This window comes from Pseudomonas sp. NPDC047961, from assembly GCF_050272435.1.
GTDB lineage: Bacteria > Pseudomonadota > Gammaproteobacteria > Pseudomonadales > Pseudomonadaceae > Stutzerimonas.
The window spans coordinates 746178-768670 of the sequence record NZ_JBNNMD010000002.1; the positions used below are offsets into that span (position 1 = coordinate 746178).

A 22493-nucleotide genomic window follows, 5' to 3' on the forward strand; every position below is an offset into this window, starting at 1 on the left:
GGGTGACCCTTGGGCTCCCAGCGCGGTCGGTCAGTCCGCTTCGATACGGTTGCGACCGGAATCCTTCGCCCGGTATAGGGCTCGGTCGGCGCGCTCGAACACCTGCTCGGCTCGATCGACTGCAGCGAAGCTTGCAAGCCCCCCAGACAGGGTCACCTGGATACGAGCGCCCTTGAAGTGGAACGGACAGCTTTCGATACCTGTACGCAGGTTATCGAGCAGCTTAAGCCCCGCCGCGGCGGGCGTCTCGGGCAGCAACAGCGCGAACTCTTCGCCACCGAAACGGGCTATAAAATCGGTCTTGCGCAGCCGCTTACGCAGCTCGTTGGCAATGATCTTCAGCACTCGATCACCAGCCAGATGGCCGAAACTGTCGTTGATACGCTTGAAATGATCGACGTCCAGAACCGCGAGCAGCAGCTGACCACCGTAGCGTTGCTGACGTGCGACCTCGAGCTCCAGGCGCTCATCCCAGGCGGCTCGGTTAGGCAAGCTGGTAAGCGGATCCTGCAGGGCCTTCTGCCGCTGCTCTTCGAGGTGCTCGCGCATCCCCGTTGCGGCCTGCTCAAGGCTTGCCACCCGCTCGACCAGAGTGCTTAGGCGATCGCTCAAGGCCTGTTCATGGTCGCTACGCTGACGCTGATACGCGTCGACGGTTTCGAGTAACCCATCCAACCGAGCCTGAACAGTCTGCTTCAGGCTCGGCAGGTCCTTGGCGCCGAGCACGCTGTCTTGCAGACCACCGACTTGCTGGCGCAGCTCTTCGTCAAGCGCCTGGGCGGTTTCCTTGCTCTGCACGTGCCCTTCGCGGGCCGCGCCGAGACTGTCCTGCATGGTGGCCAGACGCTCGTTGAGCAGACTCAGGTAGAGCTCGAATTCTCGCTGCCCTTGGTCAGCCACAGCCAGCATCAACTGAGCCAGGTCATCAAGCACCGGTACGAGCTCATACCAATTCAGCCCTTGCTGAATCCGCTCGCGCATAGCCTGCACCTGCGCCTGCTGGTGTTCTGGCAGGCGCAGATTCTCGAGAAGACCGAGCAGTGTCGACTCGACACGCTCGGCAATGGCACTGTAGGCCTGCTCCGGCGAAGGCGGTAACTGATACGGATCGGCCGACTGGATCTCCGGCGTCGATGCTGGCGGTATCACGTCGGCTATCGCATCGCTATGCGGCACCGCGACGTCGATCACAGCCAGCGGTGCGTCCGCCGCCTGAGGGCCAGAATCCGGAGCGTGCGACCCCTGCAATGGTTCAGGCGTTTCGGCCTGATCAAAAAGCGGCTGGCCTGGCAGCGATTGCATCGGGCCAGCTGTAACCAATGGCGAATCGTTGTCGGGCTTTTCCAAGGCCTCAATATTGCGGTCGCGCTGACCGAACAAACGGCCAAGTAATCCCACCGAATTGGAGGTGCCGGATGGCCGCTGAGCCGCCAGCGCCTGGCTCTGTAACTCACCCAGCTCGCTCAACAACGTGGGCAGCTCGCGCGATTGGGCCGCTCGCTTAGCAAGCTGCCGTGAAAACTGCTTCAACGGCTTGCGGATTTCGTTGGGTAGCCGCAGCTCGAGCAATTGCGAGGCCAGCCGGTCGAGCGCCTCGGTCAATCGCTCGAGGCGCTCCTGTTTAGTGCGCTCAGTGTCGAGGACCGCGCGCTCGAGCCGCGGGACCAGCGCACCCAGACGGTCATCCTGCACATCGTCGCGCAGCACATCACGTAGCTCACGCATGCAGCGCTCAACCGCCGGATCGGCACCGTCCACCGCAAAACTGCTGCGCACCAGACTGCGCCGCAGCAGATCCAGCCGCGTATTCCAGCGCCCTTCGAGCTGCTCCTGCTGTTCCAACTGGTGCAGATATTTGTCTTTCCAGCGTTGCGCGTCGTCGCTCATCAGGTCCTATCCGTAGGTACAGGCAGTGCGTCAGCATTGTGCAGCGCGTCAGGCAGGCGGATCTCCACCGCGACCGGTAGGTGGTCCGAAGTTGCCTGGGCCAGCACATCGACACGCTCGAGCGTCAGGCTGGGGCTCAGCAGAATGTGGTCCAGGCAGCGTTGCGGACGCCAGCTGGGAAACGTCGCCTCGATCTGTGGTGCTTGCAGGCCAAGATCACGCAGGGGTGAGTGCTCCAGCAGATCGCTGGCATGGGTATTCATGTCGCCCATCAGAATCTGATGGCGGTAGCCACCAATCAAGTCGCGGATATACGCCAGTTGGCGAGTGCGTGCGCCACCGCCAAGCGCCAGATGCATCACCACGACGACAAGGGCATTCTCACCCTGGCCAAAGCGGAGCAGAATCGCGCCACGGCCGGATGGCCCTGGCAACGGATGGTCTTCCAGCCCCTGCGGTTCCAGTCGACTCAGCACGCCGTTGCTGTGCTGAGCGAAGCGTCCCAGGTTACGATTGAGCTGCTGGTACCAGTACGGAAAAGCGCCGAGCTGCGCAAGATGCTCGACTTGATTGACATAGCCCGATCGCATGCTGCCGCCGTCCGCTTCTTGCAGCGCCACGAGATCGTAGTTGGCGAGCAAGTCGCCGATTCGCTGTAAGTTCCGTGCGCGTCCGGTGTGTGGCAGCAAGTGCTGCCAGCTACGGGTGAGGTAATGGTGATAGCGCTCGGTGCTGATTCCGACCTGAATGTTGAAACTCAACAGACGCAACCGGCCATTACAGGGCAGGCCGCTGGAGTCCAGGCAAAGCGGATTGACCTGCGCCTGTCCGGGGCCGGCCAGGCGTGGTGAGCTCCAGCGACGAAGCACGCGTGCTTACCGGGCCGCGCGTTCTTTTTCGATGAGGAAGTCAGCAACATCCAGTGCCCGCTCCGGGCCACCCGCAGATCCGATATCGAAACGGTACTTACCGTTGACGATCATCACCGGAACACCAGTGATCTGGTAAGCCATCGCCAGCTTCTTTGCCTGCTCGGCACGGCTCTTCACGCCAAAGGAGTTATAAGCCTTCAGGAAAGCTTGCTTGTCGACACCCTGCCCCTCGAGGAGCTCCGCCATCTTTTCCGGCGTGTCGAGCTTGTTACCGTCTCGGTGATAAGCGTTGAATACCGCGTCATGGACTTTCTGCTCGACGCCCATGGACTCCAGCGCGAGGAACATCTGCCCGTGCGTGTTCCAGACGCCACCAAACATCGCCGGGATGCGCTTGAAATCGACATCGTCAGGCAGTTGCTTGATCCATGGATTGATCACCGGCTCGAACTGGTAGCAATGCGGGCAGCCATACCAGAACAGCTCGACCACCTCGATCTTGTCCGGCTCGGCAACCGGGACCGGATTCTTCAGCTCGACGTATTCCTTTCCTTCTTGGAAATCTGCCGCACTGGCTGAAAAGCCGAACAGACTGGCGGTAACGAGAAGGGCACTGAGGACGAGTTTACGCATGATGACTCCCTTGTAATGAACGGCTAACCGATAGCGCCACAGGCTGCAGCAATTCATGTTTGCTCGCCAGCGCTTTCCGCCGCTTTTCAATATCTTGACAATCATTATAGCGAGGCCGAAAACAAAAAAAGGCGTTCAGGCTCATGCCCTGAACGCCCCTTTTAGGCTGATCGGAAAACGATCAGTGCAGGCCTTGGATGTAGCTCGACAGTGCCTGGATGTCTTTGTTGCTCAGCTTCGACGCGATGGTGCGCATGATGGCCGCGTCGCCATCGTTGGTGCGATCGCCTTCGCGGAAATCGGTGAGCTGCTTGGCCGTATAGGCCGCGTGCTGACCGCCCAAACGTGGGAAACGCGCCAGGTTGTTGCCTACGCCGTCCGGCGCGTGGCAACCGGAGCAAGCCGGCATGCCCTGCTCCAGCTTGCCGCCGCGGAAAAGCTGCTCACCCTGAGCGACCAGAGCCGGGTCGGCCGTGCCGATCGTCATCTTCTGGCTGGCGAAATAGGCGGCCATGTCCTGGAGGTCCTGATCGCTGTAGGGATCGAGAATACCGGTCATTTCCAGCACCTTGCGACCGACGCCAGGCTCGGCTGTGGGGCTGCTGCCCGCCTTGATATCCTGCAGCTGCTTGAACAGATAGTTCGGGCCCTGGCCTGCGAGTTTCGGGAAGTTCGGTGCGGCACTGTTTCCGTCGGCACCGTGGCAAGCACCACAGACGGCGACCTTTTCTTTTCCTGCTTCTGCATTTCCAGCCGCGTGGGCGATACCGGTGATGCCAAGGGTCAACAGCAGACTCACGAGTACTTTGTTCATCAGCTCATCCAACTACGGCTAAGGGTTTAAAGAAATCTTATTCGGCAGTCCGACCGCTTAGGGCCATGGCGACGCTCGTTATAAACAGGGTGACCTCTGACTTGTCGCTTGAGCAACGCCTTGTTCGCTTCCGGTCGGTCGCCGAAAGCGGCTAGCAGAGCGGCTACTCGGGCTCGTTTTTAGACCAAAGCGCACACAAAATCTGCGGCATTATATACTGGCGCTCCTGAAACGGAAATGAACCATTGCCGCACCCCGCGCACTCACCGGAAAGCCCATGCTCCCAAAAAACCCGATTCTAGGCCTCTGCCAGCAAGCCACGTTCATGACCAGTGCCGCCAAGGTCGATCAATGCCCGGCTGACGAGGGCCTGGAAGTCGCTTTCGCCGGTCGCTCGAACGCGGGCAAGTCCAGTGCGCTGAACACGCTCACCCATGCCAGTCTCGCCCGCACGTCGAAGACACCCGGGCGCACCCAACTGTTGAACTTCTTCAGTCTCGATGAACACCATCGCCTGGTTGATCTTCCCGGCTACGGCTATGCAAAAGTGCCGATTCCCCTGAAGCAGCATTGGCAGCGCCATTTGGAAGCCTACCTGAGCAGCCGCGAGAGTCTCGCTGGGGTGTTCTTGATGATGGACATTCGCCATCCGCTGACCGAATTCGACCGCATGATGCTCGACTGGTCCAACGCCAGCGAGATGCCGCTACACATCTTGCTGACCAAATCAGACAAGCTTGCCTTCGGCGCAGCCAAAAACGCGCTGCTGGCGATACAGCGCGACATCCGCAAGGGGTGGGGAGATGGGGTCAGCGTACAGCTGTTCTCAGCGCCGAAGCGGCAGGGCGTGGAAGAAGCCCAGCTGGTGCTGGCGCAACTGCTGGGGATGATTGGCGAAGATAGCGATGAGGCTCTCGACGAGCCTTCGCAAGAAAGCTGAATTTTCGGTAGAGACTTCGCCCGCTCTCACCCAAGGGTCAGAACGGGCGGAGCTGCACTACTCGCGGTAATCCTCGACCGGCACGCAGGCACAGAACAGGTTGCGGTCCCCAAAAACATTGTCGACCCTATTCACCGCGGGCCAGTACTTGTGCGCCTGAGTGTGGGCGCTCGGCGTCACGCCTTCGGCAATGCTGTATGGACGATCCCACAGGTTGGTAACGTCGGCCAGCGTATGCGGAGCGCGTACCAGCGGGTTGTCCTCGGCAGGCCACCCACCGCTTTCCACCTTGTCGATCTCAGCACGAATGCTCAGCATCGCTTCGACGAAACGATCCAGCTCGGCTTTAGACTCGCTCTCGGTAGGCTCGATCATCAACGTGCCGGGCACCGGGAAAGACATGGTCGGCGCATGGAAGCCATAATCGATCAGCCGCTTGGCGACGTCCTCCTCGGTGATGCCGGTCTGCGCCTTGAGCGGCCGCAGATCGATGATGCATTCGTGTGCTACACGGCCGTTGCGGCCGCTGTAGAGGACCGGGAAGGCCTCGCCGAGACGCATCGCCAGGTAGTTAGCACTGAGAATCGCAACCTCGGTGGCGTCGCGCAGCTGCGGCCCCATCATGGCGATGTACATCCAGCTGATCGGTAGAATGCTGGCACTTCCCCAAGGCGCAGCGCTGACCGCGCCGTTTTCCGGATTCGGGCCTTGCAGCTCGATCACCGGATGGTTCGCAACGAAAGGCTGCAGGTGCGCCTTGATACCGATCGGCCCCATGCCTGGGCCGCCACCGCCATGCGGGATGCAGAACGTTTTATGCAAGTTCATGTGCGAAACGTCCGCGCCGATATCGGCTGGACGCGCCAGACCGACCTGGGCATTGAGGTTGGCGCCGTCCATGTACACCTGGCCGCCCTGCGCATGAATCGCTTCGCAGATCTCCCGAACGCCTTCTTCGTAGACACCATGAGTCGACGGATAGGTGATCATCAGGCAGGACAGCTTGTCACCCGCCTCGGCGGCCTTGCGTTTGAGGTCCTCGAGATCTACGTTCCCCGCCTTGTCGCAGTCGACGATTACTACTCGCATGCTGACCATCTGCGCCGACGCAGGGTTGGTGCCGTGGGCCGAAGATGGAATCAGGCAGATGTCACGCTGGCCCTCGCCGCGGCTCTCGTGATACTTGCGGATCGCGACCAGACCGGCGTATTCGCCCTGGGCGCCTGAGTTGGGCTGCATCGAGATCGCGTCGAAGCCAGTGATCGCACAAAGCCAAGCTTCCAGTTCATCGATCATGAGCTTGTAGCCCTGAGCCTGCTCCTGCGGTGCGAACGGATGCAGGTTGGCGAACTCCGGCCATGTAATCGGGATCATCTCGCTGGTGGCGTTCAGCTTCATGGTGCAGGAACCGAGCGGGATCATCGCCTGGTTCAATGCCAGGTCCTTGTTCTCCAGCTGCTTAAGGTAACGCAGCATCTCGGTTTCGCTGTGGTGGGTGTTGAACACCGGGTGAGACAGATAAGCGCTGCTGCGCTGCAGTTCGTTCGGGATGCCGCTGAGGATTTCACCCGCGTCCAGCGTCGCGATGTTCAGTCCGTGATCGGCACCGAGGAACACCGCCAGAAGCTGTTCCACGGTCTGCTCGTTACAGGTCTCGTCGAGGCTTACACCTAGCTTGCCGCGACCGAGGATGCGCAGATTGATCTGCGCCGCGCGAGCACTTTCGAGGATCGCCGTCTGTGCGCCGCCCACCTCAAGCGTCAGCGTGTCGAAGAAATGCTGGTTGGTGCGCTTGATGCCCTTCATTTCCAGCGCGCTGGCCAGGATCGAGGTCAGCCGATGGGTGCGCTGAGCGATGCGCTTGAGCCCTTCTGGACCGTGGTAGACGGCATAACAGCTGGCGATGTTGGCTAGAAGCACCTGCGCGGTACAGATGTTGGAATTGGCTTTCTCGCGACGAATATGCTGTTCGCGCGTTTGCAGCGCCATGCGCAGCGCCGTGTTGCCGCGCGCATCCTTGGACACGCCGATGATACGGCCGGGCATGGCGCGCTTGAAGGCGTCGCGGGTAGCGAAATAGGCGGCGTGGGGACCGCCGTAGCCCATCGGTACGCCAAAACGCTGGGTTGAACCGAGCACCACATCCGCGCCGAGTTCGCCAGGCGGCGTCAGCAGCAGCAGGCTGAGCAGGTCCGCCGCGACGCATGCCAGGGCTTGCTTGGCGTGGAGCGCCTCGATCGCCGGTCGCAGATCGCGAATTTCGCCATGAGTGTCGGGGTATTGAAGCAGCGCACCAAATACTTCCTGCCCAGCGATGTCCTCAAGCGCACCGACCACTAGATCGAAACCAAAGGCGTCAGCACGCGTCTGCACCACAGAGAGCGTTTGCGGGTGGCAGTTTTCATCAACGAAGAAGCAGTTGCTCTTGCTCTTGGCCATCCGCCGCGCCAGGGTCATGGCTTCCGCTGCGGCTGTGGCTTCGTCGAGTAGCGAGGCGTTGGCCAGATCGAGCCCGGTGAGGTCGATGGTCAGTTGCTGGAAATTCAGCAGCGCCTCCAGACGACCCTGGGCAATCTCAGGTTGATAAGGCGTATAAGCGGTATACCAGCCCGGGTTTTCCAAGACGTTGCGCAAAATTACGGGCGGCGTGATGGTGCCGTGGTAGCCCATACCGATCAGGCTGGTCCAGAGCTGGTTCTGTTCCGCGTAGCCTCGCAAGCGCGCCAGTGCTTCCTGTTCATCCAGCGCGGCCGGCAGCGCCAGGTCACCTTGCAGGCGAATCGCCGGCGGCACGGTCTGCTTGACCAGCTCTTCACGGCTGGACAAGCCGAGCGCATCGAGCATGGCCTGTTGTTCACCCGCATCAGGGCCAAGATGGCGACGCAAAAAGGCGTCAGGTTGCTGGAGCTGGGAAAGGCGCGGCACTTGAGACATCACTGCTTCTCTCGAAAAAGGAAAGCCCCGATACGCGGACTGCTATGAAATCCGACTTCGCTCGGTTTTCACACGCCTGCATTGCGGAGCTTTTGGATTTGATCGCTTAGGCTTCGGCGTCGCAGGAGGCCTTGTAACCCTCTGCATCGAGCAGCTTTTCCAGTTGCGAGGCATCGCTCGGCTGAATCCGGAAGAACCAGCTGCCATAGGGCTTGCTGTTGACGTTTTCCGGCGAATCGGTGAGTTGCTCGTTGATCGAGACCACCTCCCCGGAAATTGGCGCGTAAATGTCCGAAGCGGCCTTTACCGACTCCACCACACCCGCTTGTTGCCCTGCAGTCAGCTGCTGGCCGATCTCCGGCAGCTCCACATACACCACATCGCCCAGCGCTTCCTGGGCATGGTCGGAGATACCGACGCTAACACTACCGTCGGCTTCGAGACGGGCCCACTCGTGGCTGGCGGCGTAACGCAGATCGCTGGGGATGTCGCTCATTCGTAGGTCCTCAAAAAAGCTGTCGGTTGCGGGCACGAAGCAGGCTCTGCGGCCCGTTGCAAAATTGCAGTAGGCCGAATTTACACCAGTACTTTGCCGTGACGCACGAAAGTCGGCTGCACCACGCGCACGGGATACCACTTGCCACGGATTTCTACTTCGGCACGATCAGCCGTCCCGGCCGGAACACGCGCGAGCGCAATGGCTTTGCCAAGCGTAGGCGAAAAACTACCGCTGGTGATCTCTCCTTCGCCCATGCCGTTGACGCGCACGATCTGATGGGCTCGCAGCACGCCACGCTCCTCGAGCACCAGCCCTACCAGTTTCGGCAGATCACTTTGTGCTTTCTGGGCCTCGAGCGCGCTGCGGCCGATGAAGTCACGCTCGACCGGCTGCCACGCCACGGTCCAGCCCATATTGGCCTGCAGCGGCGAGACATCCTCGGTCATATCCTGGCCATAGAGATTAAGGCCCGCCTCGAGGCGCAATGTGTCACGCGCACCCAGCCCGATCGGCGGGATGCCGGCGCCGACCAGCTCGCTGAGAAAATCGGGAGCCTGCTCGGCCGGCAGGATGATTTCCAGGCCGTCCTCACCGGTATAGCCGGTGCGACCAATGAACCAATCCCCTGCGGCACGGCCGTTGAAGGGCTTGAGCTCGTGGATCAATGCCGCTCGAGCCTGACTGACCAATTCAGCGGTGCGCGCCCGCGCATGGGGGCCCTGGACGGCCAGCATCGCCAGCTCGGGCCGCTCGGTCACTTCAACCGTAAACCCCTCAGCCTGCGCCTGCATCCACGCCAGATCCTTGTCGCGGGTGCTGGCGTTGACCACAAGCCGATAACCCTCTTCGGCGAGATAAACGATGAGGTCGTCCACCACGCCGCCACGCTCGTTGAGCATGGCCGTATAGAGTGCTTTGCCGACCTGCCCGAGACGGTCTACGTCGTTGGCCAGCAGGCGCTGGAGATAGGCCTTTGCATCTGCCCCCCGGACGTCCACCACCGTCATGTGGGAGACGTCGAACACCCCGCAATCGCGGCGCACCTGATGATGTTCTTCTACCTGGGAGCCGTAATGCAGCGGCATGTCCCAGCCGCCGAAATCGACCATCTTGGCGCCGAGTGCGAGGTGCTGATCGTAGAGGGGAGTACGCTGACCCATGGGTTTCTCCTTCCGGGCAGGTCGCCGAAGCGGCGTGGGTAGAGCTTATTAGAGCCGGGCAGTAGGCCCGACGATTTTTGGATGGCGCGCATTGTAGCCTCAAGGTCGTGACAGGTCACTGCGAGGCGATGGAGCGCTTAGCCGACTCGCCGGGCTGAGCGACGGATCAGCAAGATGACCGGCAACAGCCCGACCAGCACCAACGTCAGCGCAGGCAGCGCGGCACGCGCCCACTCGCCTTCGCTGGTCATCTCGAAGATCCTCACCGACAGGGTGTCCCAACCGAACGGTCTCATAAGGAGCGTGGCAGGCATTTCTTTCAGTACATCGACGAACACCAACAGCGCGGCACTCAGTGTTCCGGGCAATAACAACGGCAGGTAGACCCTGAAGAACAGTGCCGGCCCGCCCACGCCAAGGCTGCGCGAGGCCTGCGGCAGAGAAGGCCGAATCCGCGCCAGCGCGCTTTCCAGCGGCCCGAACGCCACCGCCATGAACCGAATCAGGTAAGCCAGGAGCAATGCGCCGAGGCTTCCCAACAGGATCGGTTTGCCAGCGCCGCCGAGCCAGCCGGACAGCGGCACAACCAATTCGCGGTCGAGGTAGCTGAACGCAAGCATGATCGACACGGCCAGCACCGACCCCGGCAGCGCGTAACCGAGATTCGCCAACCCAACTGCCATCTTTATCGGACGCAGCGGTGCCTGGCGTCGGGCGAAAGCCAGCAACAGCGCCACAGTCACTGTGATCAGCGCCGCCATGCCGCCCAGATAAAGGGTATGCAGGATCAAGCCAGTGTAACGCTCATCGAGATCGAAGCGCCCACGCTGCCAGAGCCAGACCAGCAACTGCAGTACGGGTATGACGAAGGCACAAAGAAACACCAGGCCACACCAACTACTGGCGGCCAGGGCCTTGACGCCACGAAGCCGATAAAGCACCGCCGAGCGCGCCCGATCATTGGCGGGCCGGGCTGCCCCACGCGCACGGCGCTCGCCATAGAGCACCAGCATCACCGCCAACAGCAACAAGCTGGCCAGCTGAGTGGCGCTGGTGAGACTGAAGAACCCATACCAGGTCTTGTATATCGCGGTGGTAAATGTGTCGAAATTGAAAACCGCCACAGCGCCGAAATCGGCAAGTGTTTCCATCAATGCCAAAGCCAACCCGGCACCGATTGCCGGTCGCGCCATTGGTAAAGCAACGGTCCAGAACGCTTTCCAGGGCGACTTGCCCAGAACCCGCGCGGCCTCCATCAGCCCTTTGCCTTGAGCAATGAAGGCTGAGCGAGCAAGCAGATAGACATAAGGATAGAAAACCAGCACCAGTACGGTGATGACACCGCCGGTAGACCGGACCCGCGGAAAGCGCACCCCACTGCCGAACCACTCCCGAGCCAGTGTTTGCACCGGCCCGGCAAAATCGAGTAGCCCGATGAACACGAACGCCAGCACATAGGCGGGAATGGCAAAAGGCAGCATCAGCGCCCAATCCAGCCAGCGCCGCCCCGGGAACTCACACAACGAAGTCAACCAGGCCAGGCTGACCCCAAGCACGGTCACACCCACCGAAACACCTAGAACCAGCGTTAACGTATTGCCCAGCAAACGCGGCAGCTGGGTCTGCCAGAGATGTGACCAAATGCTGGTGTCGATATCGCTCCAACTGAACAGCAGGACGCTCAGCGGCAGCAATACCAGCGCGGCAACTGCGAAAGTGATGGGATACCAGCGGCGCTCGACGGGGTGGGACACGCAAGCCTCAAAAGCAGAAAAGACGACGCCCCCGGCATGCGGGGGCGTCGATTATAGCCGTAGCTGCAAACTGCAGACTGCAAAACCAGGCGTTCAGAATGAACGGAGCCTGGCTGGCCGCCTAGGCGGCCAGCCGAAAGCTGCTTATCGCCAACCAGCGCGGTCCATCAGCATGATCGCTTCAGCCTGGCGCTTGCCGGCAACTTCAACCGGGATAGTGTCCGCCTTGAAATCACCCCAAGCAGAAACCTCAGCCGAAGACTTCACCTCGGGATTCGCCGGAAACTCCATGTTGATATCGGCAAAGATGCTTTGCGCTTCGGGGGTGGTCATCCACTCGACCAGCTTACGTGCAGCCTCGGGGTGCGGCGCATGCTTGGTCAGGCCGATGCCCGACAGGTTGACGTGTACACCGCGACCATTCTGATTCGGCCAGAAAAGCTTGGCTTTCAGATCCGGGTTTTGCGCGTGCAGGCGGCCGTAGTAGTAAGTGTTGACGATACCTACATCACACTGACCGGCATCGATTGCCTGAACCAACGCGGTGTCGTCGGCAAACACGTCTGTAGCAAGGTTATTGACCCAACCCTTGATGATTTCTTCTGTCTTCTCGGCGCCATGGGTTTCGATCAGGGTAGCGGTCAGGGACTGGTTATAAACCTTCTTGCTGGTCCGCAGGCACAGACGGCCTTCCCAGTTCTTGTCGGCCAGGGCTTCGTAGGTCGTCAGCTCACCCTCTTCCACACGCTCGGGTGAATAAACGATGGTCCGCGCCCGCAGCGACAAACCCGTCCAGCCATCAGTGGAGGAGCGGTACTGCGAAGGGATGTTGTCGTTAACTACCGCCGAGTTCATCGGCTGCAGGATGCCCATCTGCTCGGCCTGCCAGAGGTTGCCACCATCTACCGTCAGGAGCAGATCCGCCGGCGTGTTTTCGCCTTCGGCCTTGATGCGGGCCATCAGCGGCGCTTCTTTGTCCGTGATGAACTTGACGTTGACGCCGGTCTTGGCAGTGTACGCATCGAAAACCGGCTTGATCAGCTCATCGATCCGCGAAGAGTAGACCACTACTTCTTCGGCAGCCTGTACAGCACTCGACAGCGCGGTGAGCGCGAGAACGGCGAGTAAACCTTTGCTTGCCTGCATGGATCAGCCTCTTAGATTTGTTCAAGAGGCTGAATAGTAGTGAATGTCATTTACTTTCTCAACGCGACAATTCGCGCATCCAGCGGCAGGCCCCTAACCGATCAGAGCCTAGCCAGCTCCGGCATATCTCCGCTCAAGCCCAGCGCTTGGCGAACGAACAGCGCTTTGGCTGCGGGCAGAGCCTGAACACCTTTCAACCCGGCATTGCGCAACCAACGCAGCGGCAGTGGGTCGGCTTGGAATAAGCGCTCGAACCCCTCCATTGCCGCCATCATGGCCAGGTTATGGGGCATCCGACGCCGCTCGAACCGCCCCAACACCCACGGGTCACCCAGCCGAACACCACGCGATACCGCGCGCTGGATCACTTCTGCAAGCACCGCTGCGTCGAGCAACCCCAGGTTGACGCCCTGCCCGGCCAACGGATGAATGGTGTGAGCAGCGTCGCCAATCAATGCCAACCCGGGCTGTACGTAACGCTTTGCATGGCGTTGGCGCAGCGGGATGCATAAGCGCGGATCGGCCTCGACTATTTCACCCAAGCGATATTCGAAGGCGCGACCAAGCGCCTGACAAAACGCATCATCGTCCAGCGCCATCAGCCGCTGCGCCTCGGCCTCCGTGACAGACCAGACGATGGAGCACCAATGGGCGTCGCCCTCCCGCTGTAAGGGCAGGAATGCCAGCGGTCCTTCGTCGGTGAAGCGCTGCCACGCAGCCTGCTGGTTCGGCTCAACACAGCGCACGCTGGTGACTATGGCGTGATGCAGATAATCCCACTCGCGGGTTTCGCAGCCGGCCAGTTGGCGGACCGTAGAGTTGGCACCGTCGGCAGCGACTATAAGTCCGGCGCTCAGCTGCTGACCGTCATCCATCGTCAGCGTCCAACCGTTATCGTTCTGCTGCAGCTGCTCAAGACGGGCGTTGCCCTTGAGTTCAACCGAACCACGGCTCTTCAGCGCCTCCAGCAGAGCATCCTGCACGACACGATTCTCGACGATGTGACCCAATACATCGGCATGCACCGCGGCCGCGGAGAAATCGATATGGCCAGTGCCGGAGCCATCCCACACGTGCATGTCCAGATAGGGACTAGCGCGTCGACCGACAATCCCCTGCCAGGCGCCCACACGCTGAAGAATCCGCTGACTGGCAGCCGACAGGGCACTGACGCGAGGCTCGAAAGAGTCCGAGGGTTTGAACGGCTGCACTTCCAGCGGTCCGCCGTCGACCAGTTTGATGGTGAGGCCGGAGTCCTGCAGGGCCAGGGCCAAGGTACTGCCAACCATCCCAGCGCCAACGATGATGAGGTCCGCTTGCATTACTGCTCTCTCCTGTTCGCCTAGCCTGCAAATTTGGTAGGTCCGCTCGACTGCGCTAACGCTCGCTCGAGCATCGTGCCTTACGGCTCAGCGTGGCAGCTACTAGTCCCGCATCGGCGGAGCATTCAACACGCCCCTAACGCTCGCGTACGCCCATTCCCATTGCCTGTCTCGCGAACCAGGCTTTGGCGGGCGGCAGCAGATCCAGCCCCAGCAATCCAAGATTCCGCCCGGCAATGAAAAGGCGCCCCGAATCACCGAACAGCTGGGTCAGTTGATCGGAAAAACCCACCGTGACGCGCTGGTCCGAGCGCTGCTTTTGATGGTAAGCCTGCAATACGCCCAGGTCGCCCGGCGGCGCCAAACTGCCCAAGAGCGCGACCGCAAGGGCCTCGGTGTCACGGAGGGAAAGGTTGTAACCCTGCCCGGCGATAGGGTGCAAGCTGTGCGCAGCATTACCCAGTACGACCAGGCCAGAGCGAACCTGCTCTTCAGCTTCGATCAGCACAAGCGGATAGAGGTGCCGCGCGCCAACCTGCTGAAAACCGCCAAGCCGATAGCCGAACGCCTGCTGGAGCTCTTCGAGGAACTCTGCTTCAGGGAGCGCGGCAAGACGCGCTGCATCCCGTTCCGGCCGAGTCCAGACCAGAGCGCAGCGGTTATCCGGCAGCGGCAGCAACGCCATCGGCCCCTCATCGGTGAAGCGCTCGAACGCGCGACCCCCGTGCGGCATACCGGGCGTAACATTGGCGATCAGCGCCGTTTGCCCATAGGGCGATTGTTTGATTTTGATGCCGAGCTGCTCACGCAGCCCTGAGCGACCACCATCGGCCAGAACCGCGAGATCACAGCCGAGCGTCTGACTGTCAGTCAATGTCAGGTGATAGCCGCCCGGCACGGCTCGCATCTGCTCGACTTCAGCAGGGCAATGGCGAACCACTACGTCGTCATCGAGTGCTTGCCAGAGACAATGGCCGATCCAGGCGTTTTCCACGACATAACCCAGCGCCGGGACACGCTGACTACTGGCGTCAAGCCTGGTGACACCTGCACGACCGCGGTCGGATATATGGATATCGGTGATTGGCTCTGCGCGCTCGGCGATCTCATCCCATATACCCAGGCGCTGGTAAATAAGCCGGGTCCCGTAGGACAAAGCGGTAGAACGCGCGTCATAGCTGGGCTGGTAGTGGTTGCCCGGCTCGAACGGCTCGATCAGCTCGATCGTCCAGCCACGCTGTTTCGCTCCACTTTGCAGTGCCAACGCCAAACTCGCGCCGACCAGCCCACCTCCGATGATCGCCAACGTTGCCATCTACGCGACCTCGGCGGAAACCGCCATCAGTGCCTCGATCTCGTCAACGGACTTAGGCACACCGCCAGTAAGAATTTCGCAACCGTTGCGGGTGACCACCACATCATCTTCGATGCGTACGCCGATGCCGCGCCACTTCTTTGCCACGTCCTGATTGTCAGCCGCAACATAGATGCCCGGCTCGACGGTCATCGCCATGCCGGGTTCCAGCACGCGCCATTCGCCGCCGACCTTGTAATCACCGACATCATGCACGTCCATGCCCAGCCAGTGACCGGCGCGGTGCATGTAGAAGGGTTTGTAGGCTTCGGCGGCAATCAGCTCATCGACGTCACCCTGGAGCAATCCCAGCTCGACCAATCCGGCTGTGATTACCCGAACGGTCGCCTCGTGGGCCTCGTTCCAATGCCTGCCGGGCGCGATATGCTTAAAGGCTTCTTCGTTGGCAGCCAGGACCAGCTCATAAATAGCTTTCTGCTCGGGCGAAAAGCGGCCGCTGACCGGGAAGGTGCGGGTAATGTCGCTGGCGTAGCAATCAATTTCACAGCCGGCGTCTATCAGCACCAGGTCGCCATCCTTGAGCAGTGCGTCATTCTCGCGGTAATGCAAGATGCAAGCGCTCTTTCCGGCCGCGACGATGGAACCGTAGGCCGGCATCTTCGCTCCGCCTTTGCGGAACTCGTAATCCAGCTCGGCTTCGAGATGGTATTCGTAGAGTCCAGCACGGCTGGCCTGCATGGCACGGATATGGGCGCGCGCGGAGATCTCCGCGGCGTGCTTCATCACCTTTATTTCGTTCGCCGACTTGTACAGGCGCTGGTCGTGCAGCAGATGGTCTAGGGCGACGAATTCGTTCGGCGGCTGCGCCCCCTGACGGGCCTTGGAGCGGATCGTGTTGATCCATTCCATCAAGCGATGATCGAATTCTTGGTTGCTGCCGATCGCGTAGTAGACGCGTGAACGCCCCTCGATCAGACCGGGAAGAATGTCGTCTATATCGCCGATGGGGAAGGCATCATCAGCGCCGTAGTCCGAAATCGCGCCATCCTGACCCGCGCGCAGACCATCCCATAACTCGCGAGCCGGATCGCGTTCCCGACAGAACAGCACATACTCGCCGTGCTCTCGACCCGGGATCAGCGCAATCACTGCCTCGGGCTCGGGAAATCCGGAGAGATATTGAAAATCACTGTCCTGACGGTAGATGTGCTCGACGTCGCGGTTGCGAATGTACATCGGCGCGGCCGGCAGGATGGCGATGCTGTTAGGTTCCATCTCAGCCATCAGCGCCTTGCGCCGGCGGACATATTCCGACTTGGGGATACGGGTCATGGACGAGCGGTCCTCAATGCAGGGAAGGCTTGGGCGTCGGCGGTACCGGCTTAGCGCACTCAGTGAATAGCAGCAGGGGCGCTACGCGCAGGTATTCCGTGACCTCCATGTAGTCGTTCTCGCCATCTTCGGACTCATCCAGCGAGTCCTGGATCTGCGCGATGGCCGCCAGATCCTGAAGCACTTCCATCGCTTCGCCGCTCAGCGCACGATCGCCGGCGACCAGACCGAATCCGGTCAGGAAACTCTGGCACCACTGACCCAGAGCCAGCGCACGCTCGGTCAGCGATGCCTCATCGCTCGGCAGCAGCAGGACGATGGTGATGTCATCGCCGGCAAGTTCGCCTTTGACCATTTCTTGCAGTCCGATAAGTGCTTGGCGCACCGGCTCGTCAGGTTCAGCACCAAGCAGCTCGACAGCATCGATCAGCCAGGTTTCGGCGTCGAAACCAGCGCCTGCGCAGCTGCGCCCGAGCAACAGTCCATGTAGCTCGGCGGGTGTGACGGGTTGGGCACTGCTGGCCAACAATGTAGCGAAAGCAGCGTAAGGCGAGTTCTGAATGGGCATTGGCAGCTAGGCGCGCAGAGGCGCTAATGTCTAGAATGAAGGCCTTGTATCCTAGCATCGGCATACGAGCCAAGACCATCGAAGCCGGCCTACCCAGCGCTCGCGCCACTGACCCGGGAATCCCATGGAAGACGCCGACCTGCAATTGCTGACTGCCAAGCTGGAGCAGCTGATTCAGCGTACCGAACAACTCAAGGCGCAGAATCGACTCCTGCGCCAGAGTGAGCAGGCGTGGCGCGAGGAGCGCGCTCATCTGATCGAAAAGAACGAAATGGCCCGCGTGAAGGTCGAATCAATGATTTCGCGCCTGAAAGCTCTGGAGCAGGACTCATGACCCAGCCGAACACCGTTACCGTGCACATCATGGACAAGGAATATTGCATCTCCTGCCCACCCGAAGAACGCAGCAATCTGGAAGGCGCCGCCCATTACCTGGACCGCAAAATGCGCGAGATCCGCAGCAGCGGCAAAGTCATCGGCGCTGATCGCGTTGCAGTCATGGCCGCGCTGAACATCACTCACGAGCTGCTACATAAGCATGACCGACTGGATGCCGAGGCCAACAGCGCACGGGAGCATGTACGCTCCCTGCTGGAACGAGTCGACAGCGCACTGGCCGCCGATCCAAACCCAACCGGCAACTGATGAACGGCAGCCAGATTGCGTTATAATCCCGCCCACTCCCTGGCATGTTCGCCAGTCGGCGATGACCCTCTCCCGATAAGCAACACAATGGAGGCTACACGTAGTGCCGGTGTGCATGTCCGCCTGACGGAAAGCCTTAAGGTACTCTGTAGTCGCCACCTTGAACTCTCGGGTTCAAGGGCCTACGCGGGCAGCGGCATGCTGGGGAGCCTCATTTCATGATCGTAGCCGAAGGCCTTTCTCGCCCGGCGCTGCGACGTCAGTTGCGCCAAGCGCGCCGCCAGCTTTCTCCGACTCAACAACGTCGGGCAGCACGAAACCTCTACCGACAACTGGCCCAGCACCCGATTTTTCGCCGGGCTCGCCACATCGCCTTCTATCTGCCCAACGACGGCGAGATCGACCCCCGCCCGTTAATGCTTGAAGCGCAGCGTCGCGGCAAGGCGACCTATCTGCCAGTGCTCAACGCCTGGCCGCGGACACGCATGGTGTTTCAACGGCTCATGCCGAACGAGCGCCTGGGGCCGAATCGCTTTGGCATTGCAGAACCCGCGTTTCGCCCGAACCGGCAAAGGCGCATCTGGACACTCGATCTGGTACTGATGCCTTTGGTGGGGTTTGACGAGGACGGTGGGCGCCTGGGCATGGGCGGCGGCTTTTACGACCGAAGCCTGGCATATCGCGGCAGGCGCAAAAATGGTCACAAACCGACACTTCTTGGGCTCGCGCATGAGTGCCAGAAGGTGGACAGACTACCGCTAGAACCCTGGGATGTGAGTCTGCAGGCTACCGTGACGGACCAGAGTTGGTACGGGGGATGAGGCGGGTGATGCGGAGAGTGTCGCTAGCCGCATCCATGCGGCAGACTCGATCAGCGTTGAAGCTGCTGAGAGTGACTGATCGGAACCATCGAAGACGAATCTCCTGATTGCTCCCAAAGGCCCTGCGTATAGCCGGTAGTGACGACACCGAGGCCAAAGATCAGCACCAATATCCAAAGAATATCTGGCTTGCGTTTCATAGTTTTCGCCTCCCCTGCCAGGCGAATAGTTTCATTCGAGTCAGTATCGTTTTAGTTTTTCAGACTCGACAATGCCAACCTCAAGCGCGGCATTCTCCGCTATGCACCGATGCCACGCAAACAGGCGTTGCGACCGGTTGTCGGGGAGTTTCGCTTGAGGACCCAAGATGCAGATAGCAGCGAGCAAAGACCATGCCGTACTGGCTCATGAAGTCCGAACCCGACGAGTTTTCAATCGCAAACCTACAGCAACTAGGAACTGGTCGCTGGGACGGTGTGCGCAATTATCAAGCACGCAACTTCCTACGAAACATGATCGAGGGGGACCTATTCTTCTTCTATCACTCCAGCTGCGCAGTACCGGGTATCGCCGGTATCGGAAAAATCACCCGCAGCGCTTATCAGGACCCAACTGCACTGGATCCTGCTAGCCCGTATTACGATGCGAAGGCAACTACGTCCAAAAATCCCTGGGATGCTGTGGACGTAGGCTTCGTCGAGCGTTTTCTGGTGACATTGACCCTGCCCCAACTGAAGGCGCAGCCGGCGCTTTCGCAGATGCCGCTCGTCAAGAAAGGTAGTCGGCTCTCGGTCATGCCTGTTACCGAGACGGAATGGCAGGCCGTGCTTTCACTCCGTTGACTCAGCAAGCCGCCCGCTGGAACCACGGCTACTGAATGATCAGATTGTTGAACAGAAGGTCGTCGACCAAGGGCTTGCCTTCTTCTTGAGTCAACACCGCCTGTACCTGTTTGAGCGCTTCCTGACGTAACGCTTCCTTGGCTTCGACCGAGCCGAGACTGGCGTCCGTTTGCTGGGAAAACAGTATGACCAGCTGATTACGAATGAGCGGCTCATGGTGCTTGACCTTGGCCTCGGCTTCGCTGCCGGTTACTCGCAGCGCGATATCTGCCTTGTAGTACTTGAGCTTACCGTCGGAACCATAGTTGCCGACCAATGCGGGTACCAACCCGTAGTAGATAGTCTTTGCAGCTGCGCCCTCTTCGGGCTCGGGGGAGTTGGCGAATACCGGCAGCGCGAGGCCCAGGGCCAGACAGAGAAGAATGATGCGTTTCACAGAACTGCTCCTAGGGCTATTGGCGCCAGCATACCCAGTGATACGCACGGACCCAAGCCCAGCCTTATGAATTGCCATCAGAGCCGAACATGCTCGTTGCGTCGCCCGAGCAGCCTTCTAGACTGACCGGACACAACCCAGGCCATGAGTGCCATCAGTCCAGATACGACAATAAAAGGAAACTCGATGAAAGCTGTCCTGTGCAAAGCATTCGGCCCGGCCGAAAATCTCGTCGTAGAAGAGTGCGACAGCCCTCAGATCAAGAAGGGCGACGTGCTGCTCGATGTGCACGCAGCGGGCGTCAACTTCCCAGACACACTGATCATCGAGGGCAAGTATCAGTTCAAGCCACCGTTTCCGTTTTCCCCAGGTGGCGAGGCGGCTGGGGTGGTTGCGGCCGTAGGCGAAAAGATTACTCACCTGAAGGTCGGTGACCGCGTCATGGGTCTAACCGGCTGGGGCAGTTTCGCTGAACAGGTCGCGGTCCCTGGGCACAACGTATTGCCGATTCCTCAGGAGATGGATTTCGAGACCGCCGCGGCTTTTAGCATGACCTACGGCACCTCGATGCATGCACTGAAGCAGCGCGCCAACCTGCAGCCGGGCGAAACCTTGCTGGTTCTCGGCGCGTCCGGCGGGGTCGGCCTGGCTGCCGTAGAGATCGGCAAGGCAATGGGGGCAAAAGTCATTGCCGCCGCCTCGACTGCCGAGAAGCTGGAAGTGGCAAAAAATGCAGGAGCTGACGAACTCATCAACTACAGCGAAACCAGCCTCAAGGAAAAGCTGAAAGAGCTTACTGCTGGCCAGGGCGTCGACGTCATCTACGACCCGGTTGGCGGCGCACTGTTCGAAGAAGCGTTTCGTAGCATCGCCTGGAATGGTCGCATGCTGGTGGTCGGTTTCGCAGCAGGAGATATCCCATCGCTTCCCGCCAACCTGCCACTTCTGAAAGGCGCCTCGCTTGTGGGTGTGTTCTGGGGGTCCTTTGCCCAACGGCAGCCACACGACAACGCGGCCAATTTCAAGCAGCTTTTCGCATGGCATGCTGAGGGCAAGCTGAAGCCACTGGTGTCACAGACATTTGCCCTGGAGCAGGCAGCCGATGCAATCAATACGCTGGGGCAGCGCAAGGCGGTGGGCAAGCTGGTCGTGAAGGTCCGCTAAAGAGGATTCGCTCGTTGCCCACAGCTGTGTGCAACGAGCGGCCGCCGAATCAATGGGCGGTGGTAGCTGGACTCTCGCCGCCCTGCTGCATGCGCGCCATTTCCTGGGCGTAGAGCGCGTCGAAGTTCACCGGCGCCAGCATCAACGCAGGGAAGGAGCCGCGCGTGACCAGGCTGTCGAGTGTTTCCCGCGCATAGGGGAATAGGATATTTGGGCAAAACGCGCCAAGCGTATGGCTCATGGCCTGCGCTTCGAGGCCCTTGATCAGGAAGATACCGGCCTGCTGCACTTCAGCAATGAACGCCACTTCCTCACCGGTCTTGACCGTTACGGAAAGCGTCAGCACCACCTCATGGAAATCACCTTCCAGCGACTTCTGCTTGGTGTTCAGATCCAGCGCAACGCTCGGGTTCCATTCCTGGCGGAAGATTTCCGGACTTTTCGGGGCTTCGAAAGAGAGGTCACGGACATAGATCCGCTGCAGAGAAAACTGCGCGCCCTGCTCTTCCTGACCTGCGGCGGCACCGTTGTTTGCTTGTTCAGTCATTTGAAGCCTTCTTGTTGTGCATGTCGAGTTTGAGTCGCGCCGCCCGTAGCAAGGTTTTACCCGCTACCGACAGGCCGTTTTATTCGAGTCACGCCTGAAGCATCGCGTCCAGGCGGCCAGCCCGCTCCAACGCGTGCAGCTCATCGCAGCCACCGACGTGTTCGTCACCAATCCATATCTGCGGGACAGATGTCCGGCCAGCCTTTGCCGCCATTTCCGAGCGCAACGCAGGCTTACCATCGACGGGGATTTCCTCGTAGCTGACGCCCTTGCGATCAAGCAGGCTCTTGGCCCTGATGCAAAACGGGCACCAGGCGGTGGTGTACATGACGACTTTGGACATAATTATTTAACCACTGGCAGATTTTCGCCGCGCCAGCTGGAAATCCCTCCGGACAGCTTCGCGGCAGTGAAGCCCGCCTTCTGCAGTTCACGGCAGGCCGTTCCGGCGTGCTGGCCCATGGCATCAACGACCACGATGGTCTTGCCCTTGTGCTTTTCCAGCTCGCCCAGTCGGCTGACCAGCTTCTCGTGGGGAATGTTCAATGAGTCGACAATATGGCCCGCGTCGAACTCCTTCTTCGCGCGCACGTCCAACACCACGCCTTCGTCGCGGTTGACCAGACCGGTCAGCTCGCGGTTGCTCAGGCTCTTGCCGCCCTTGCGTGCCTCGGTGATGGCGAGAAGCACAAGCAACACCAAGAAGATGCTGACAAGAACATAGTGGTTAGAGACAAATTCAATCAGGTTAGCGACCATCTAAAGGGTACCCGGGGGATAAAATGCGGGCCAGTATACACAGCCCCCCCACCAGGCTGAACCCTGCGAATCGTGACGCCCAACCGGCCAACTATTAGACTGG

General features: G+C 60.3%; 24 protein-coding genes and 1 other RNA gene. 7 read left to right on the plus strand and 18 right to left on the minus strand.

The features are described 5' to 3' along the window. Window positions 1-30: 30 nt before the first annotated feature. The 4 genes from ACQKIK_RS09625 to ACQKIK_RS09640 form a co-directional block, all read right to left on the minus strand. Entirely contained in the window at window positions 31-1887 is a 1857-nt protein-coding gene (locus tag ACQKIK_RS09625; RefSeq protein ID WP_499135728.1) for a GGDEF domain-containing protein, read from the minus strand. Then, window positions 1887-2756, minus strand: a complete 870-nt coding sequence (locus ACQKIK_RS09630; protein ID WP_046161534.1) for an endonuclease/exonuclease/phosphatase family protein — start codon at window positions 2754-2756, stop codon at window positions 1887-1889. Before ACQKIK_RS09630 ends, ACQKIK_RS09625 begins: the two co-directional genes overlap by 1 nt. Before the next feature lie 6 nt (window positions 2757-2762). Then, window positions 2763-3392 (minus strand): thiol:disulfide interchange protein DsbA/DsbL, encoded by a 630-nt coding sequence (locus ACQKIK_RS09635; protein ID WP_499135730.1) that lies wholly within the window; start codon window positions 3390-3392, stop codon window positions 2763-2765. 181 nt (window positions 3393-3573) lie between these two features. Continuing rightward, a complete protein-coding gene (locus ACQKIK_RS09640) occupies window positions 3574-4206 on the minus strand; it encodes a c-type cytochrome (RefSeq protein WP_045423511.1) in 633 nt (210 codons plus the stop codon). A 277-nt stretch (window positions 4207-4483) separates the two neighbouring features. On the opposite strand from ACQKIK_RS09640, the gene yihA reads away from it, so the two are divergent. Further along, window positions 4484-5146: a ribosome biogenesis GTP-binding protein YihA/YsxC gene (yihA, locus tag ACQKIK_RS09645; RefSeq protein ID WP_499135732.1), complete on the plus strand. Its 663-nt coding sequence runs from the start codon at window positions 4484-4486 to the stop codon at window positions 5144-5146. 57 nt (window positions 5147-5203) lie between these two features. Here yihA and gcvP read toward each other — a convergent pair whose 3' ends face one another. The 9 genes from gcvP to ACQKIK_RS09690 all read right to left on the minus strand — a co-directional run bounded on the left by gcvP (window position 5204) and on the right by ACQKIK_RS09690 (window position 17176). Then, window positions 5204-8080: an aminomethyl-transferring glycine dehydrogenase gene (gcvP, locus tag ACQKIK_RS09650; protein ID WP_499135734.1), complete on the minus strand. Its 2877-nt coding sequence runs from the start codon at window positions 8078-8080 to the stop codon at window positions 5204-5206. 106 nt (window positions 8081-8186) lie between these two features. Beyond that, a complete protein-coding gene (gene gcvH, locus ACQKIK_RS09655; RefSeq protein ID WP_499135736.1) occupies window positions 8187-8576 on the minus strand; it encodes a glycine cleavage system protein GcvH in 390 nt (129 codons plus the stop codon). An 80-nt stretch (window positions 8577-8656) separates the two neighbouring features. Then, window positions 8657-9739, minus strand: coding sequence for a glycine cleavage system aminomethyltransferase GcvT (gcvT, locus tag ACQKIK_RS09660; RefSeq protein ID WP_499135737.1), 1083 nt, complete (start codon window positions 9737-9739; stop codon window positions 8657-8659). Between the two features lie 137 nt (window positions 9740-9876). Continuing rightward, complete coding sequence (locus tag ACQKIK_RS09665; protein WP_046161531.1) at window positions 9877-11493, minus strand: ABC transporter permease; 1617 nt, start codon at window positions 11491-11493, stop codon at window positions 9877-9879. 144 nt (window positions 11494-11637) lie between these two features. Further along, a complete protein-coding gene (locus ACQKIK_RS09670) occupies window positions 11638-12639 on the minus strand; it encodes an extracellular solute-binding protein (RefSeq protein ID WP_064480891.1) in 1002 nt (333 codons plus the stop codon). Window positions 12640-12740: 101 nt separating this feature from the next. Next, the gene (locus ACQKIK_RS09675) at window positions 12741-13961 is read right to left on the minus strand and encodes a 2-octaprenyl-3-methyl-6-methoxy-1,4-benzoquinol hydroxylase (RefSeq protein ID WP_499135738.1); all 1221 of its coding nucleotides are present in this window, start codon (window positions 13959-13961) and stop codon (window positions 12741-12743) included. A gap of 136 nt (window positions 13962-14097) precedes the next feature. Beyond that, entirely contained in the window at window positions 14098-15276 is a 1179-nt protein-coding gene (gene ubiH, locus ACQKIK_RS09680) for a 2-octaprenyl-6-methoxyphenyl hydroxylase (RefSeq protein WP_499135739.1), read from the minus strand. Beyond that, window positions 15277-16608 (minus strand): Xaa-Pro aminopeptidase, encoded by a 1332-nt coding sequence (gene pepP / locus ACQKIK_RS09685; protein ID WP_499135740.1) that lies wholly within the window; start codon window positions 16606-16608, stop codon window positions 15277-15279. It abuts the gene before it with no gap. A 13-nt stretch (window positions 16609-16621) separates the two neighbouring features. Beyond that, on the minus strand, window positions 16622-17176 hold the full coding sequence (locus tag ACQKIK_RS09690; protein WP_064480895.1) for a YecA/YgfB family protein: 555 nt from the start codon (window positions 17174-17176) through the stop codon (window positions 16622-16624). Between the two features lie 124 nt (window positions 17177-17300). Between ACQKIK_RS09690 and ACQKIK_RS09695 the strand changes: the two genes are divergently transcribed. The 4 genes from ACQKIK_RS09695 (at window position 17301) to ACQKIK_RS09710 (ending at window position 18642) form a co-directional block, all read left to right on the plus strand. Further along, entirely contained in the window at window positions 17301-17510 is a 210-nt protein-coding gene (locus ACQKIK_RS09695) for a TIGR02449 family protein (protein WP_019341928.1), read from the plus strand. After that, entirely contained in the window at window positions 17507-17821 is a 315-nt protein-coding gene (locus ACQKIK_RS09700; RefSeq protein ID WP_046161525.1) for a cell division protein ZapA, read from the plus strand. The genes ACQKIK_RS09695 and ACQKIK_RS09700 overlap by 4 nt, the downstream gene beginning before the upstream one ends. A 33-nt stretch (window positions 17822-17854) precedes the next feature. Continuing rightward, window positions 17855-18033, plus strand: a non-coding RNA gene (gene ssrS / locus ACQKIK_RS09705) — 6S RNA. Between the two features lie 6 nt (window positions 18034-18039). Next, window positions 18040-18642 carry a 5-formyltetrahydrofolate cyclo-ligase gene (locus ACQKIK_RS09710; protein WP_045423489.1) on the plus strand — a complete coding sequence of 201 codons (603 nt, stop codon included), beginning with the start codon at window positions 18040-18042 and terminating at the stop codon, window positions 18640-18642. A gap of 50 nt (window positions 18643-18692) precedes the next feature. On the opposite strand, the gene ACQKIK_RS09715 is transcribed toward ACQKIK_RS09710, so the two are convergent. Beyond that, window positions 18693-18842 carry a hypothetical protein gene (locus tag ACQKIK_RS09715; RefSeq protein ID WP_499135741.1) on the minus strand — a complete coding sequence of 50 codons (150 nt, stop codon included), beginning with the start codon at window positions 18840-18842 and terminating at the stop codon, window positions 18693-18695. 192 nt (window positions 18843-19034) lie between these two features. On the opposite strand from ACQKIK_RS09715, the gene ACQKIK_RS09720 reads away from it, so the two are divergent. After that, on the plus strand, window positions 19035-19484 hold the full coding sequence (locus ACQKIK_RS09720; RefSeq protein WP_499135742.1) for an EVE domain-containing protein: 450 nt from the start codon (window positions 19035-19037) through the stop codon (window positions 19482-19484). 28 nt (window positions 19485-19512) lie between these two features. On the opposite strand, the gene ACQKIK_RS09725 is transcribed toward ACQKIK_RS09720, so the two are convergent. After that, a complete protein-coding gene (locus tag ACQKIK_RS09725; protein WP_045423484.1) occupies window positions 19513-19920 on the minus strand; it encodes a flagellar basal body-associated protein FliL in 408 nt (135 codons plus the stop codon). A 186-nt stretch (window positions 19921-20106) separates the two neighbouring features. Here ACQKIK_RS09725 and ACQKIK_RS09730 point away from each other — a divergent pair, with 186 nt between their 5' ends. Continuing rightward, window positions 20107-21084 (plus strand): NADPH:quinone oxidoreductase family protein, encoded by a 978-nt coding sequence (locus ACQKIK_RS09730; RefSeq protein ID WP_148925544.1) that lies wholly within the window; start codon window positions 20107-20109, stop codon window positions 21082-21084. Between the two features lie 49 nt (window positions 21085-21133). On the opposite strand, the gene secB is transcribed toward ACQKIK_RS09730, so the two are convergent. The 3 genes from secB to ACQKIK_RS09745 all read right to left on the minus strand — a co-directional run bounded on the left by secB (window position 21134) and on the right by ACQKIK_RS09745 (window position 22390). Beyond that, window positions 21134-21631 carry a protein-export chaperone SecB gene (secB, locus tag ACQKIK_RS09735; protein ID WP_499135743.1) on the minus strand — a complete coding sequence of 166 codons (498 nt, stop codon included), beginning with the start codon at window positions 21629-21631 and terminating at the stop codon, window positions 21134-21136. Window positions 21632-21719: 88 nt separating this feature from the next. Next, entirely contained in the window at window positions 21720-21974 is a 255-nt protein-coding gene (gene grxC / locus ACQKIK_RS09740; RefSeq protein ID WP_045423478.1) for a glutaredoxin 3, read from the minus strand. 2 nt (window positions 21975-21976) lie between these two features. Next, window positions 21977-22390, minus strand: coding sequence for a rhodanese-like domain-containing protein (locus ACQKIK_RS09745; RefSeq protein WP_045423476.1), 414 nt, complete (start codon window positions 22388-22390; stop codon window positions 21977-21979). Window positions 22391-22493: the final 103 nt, after the last annotated feature.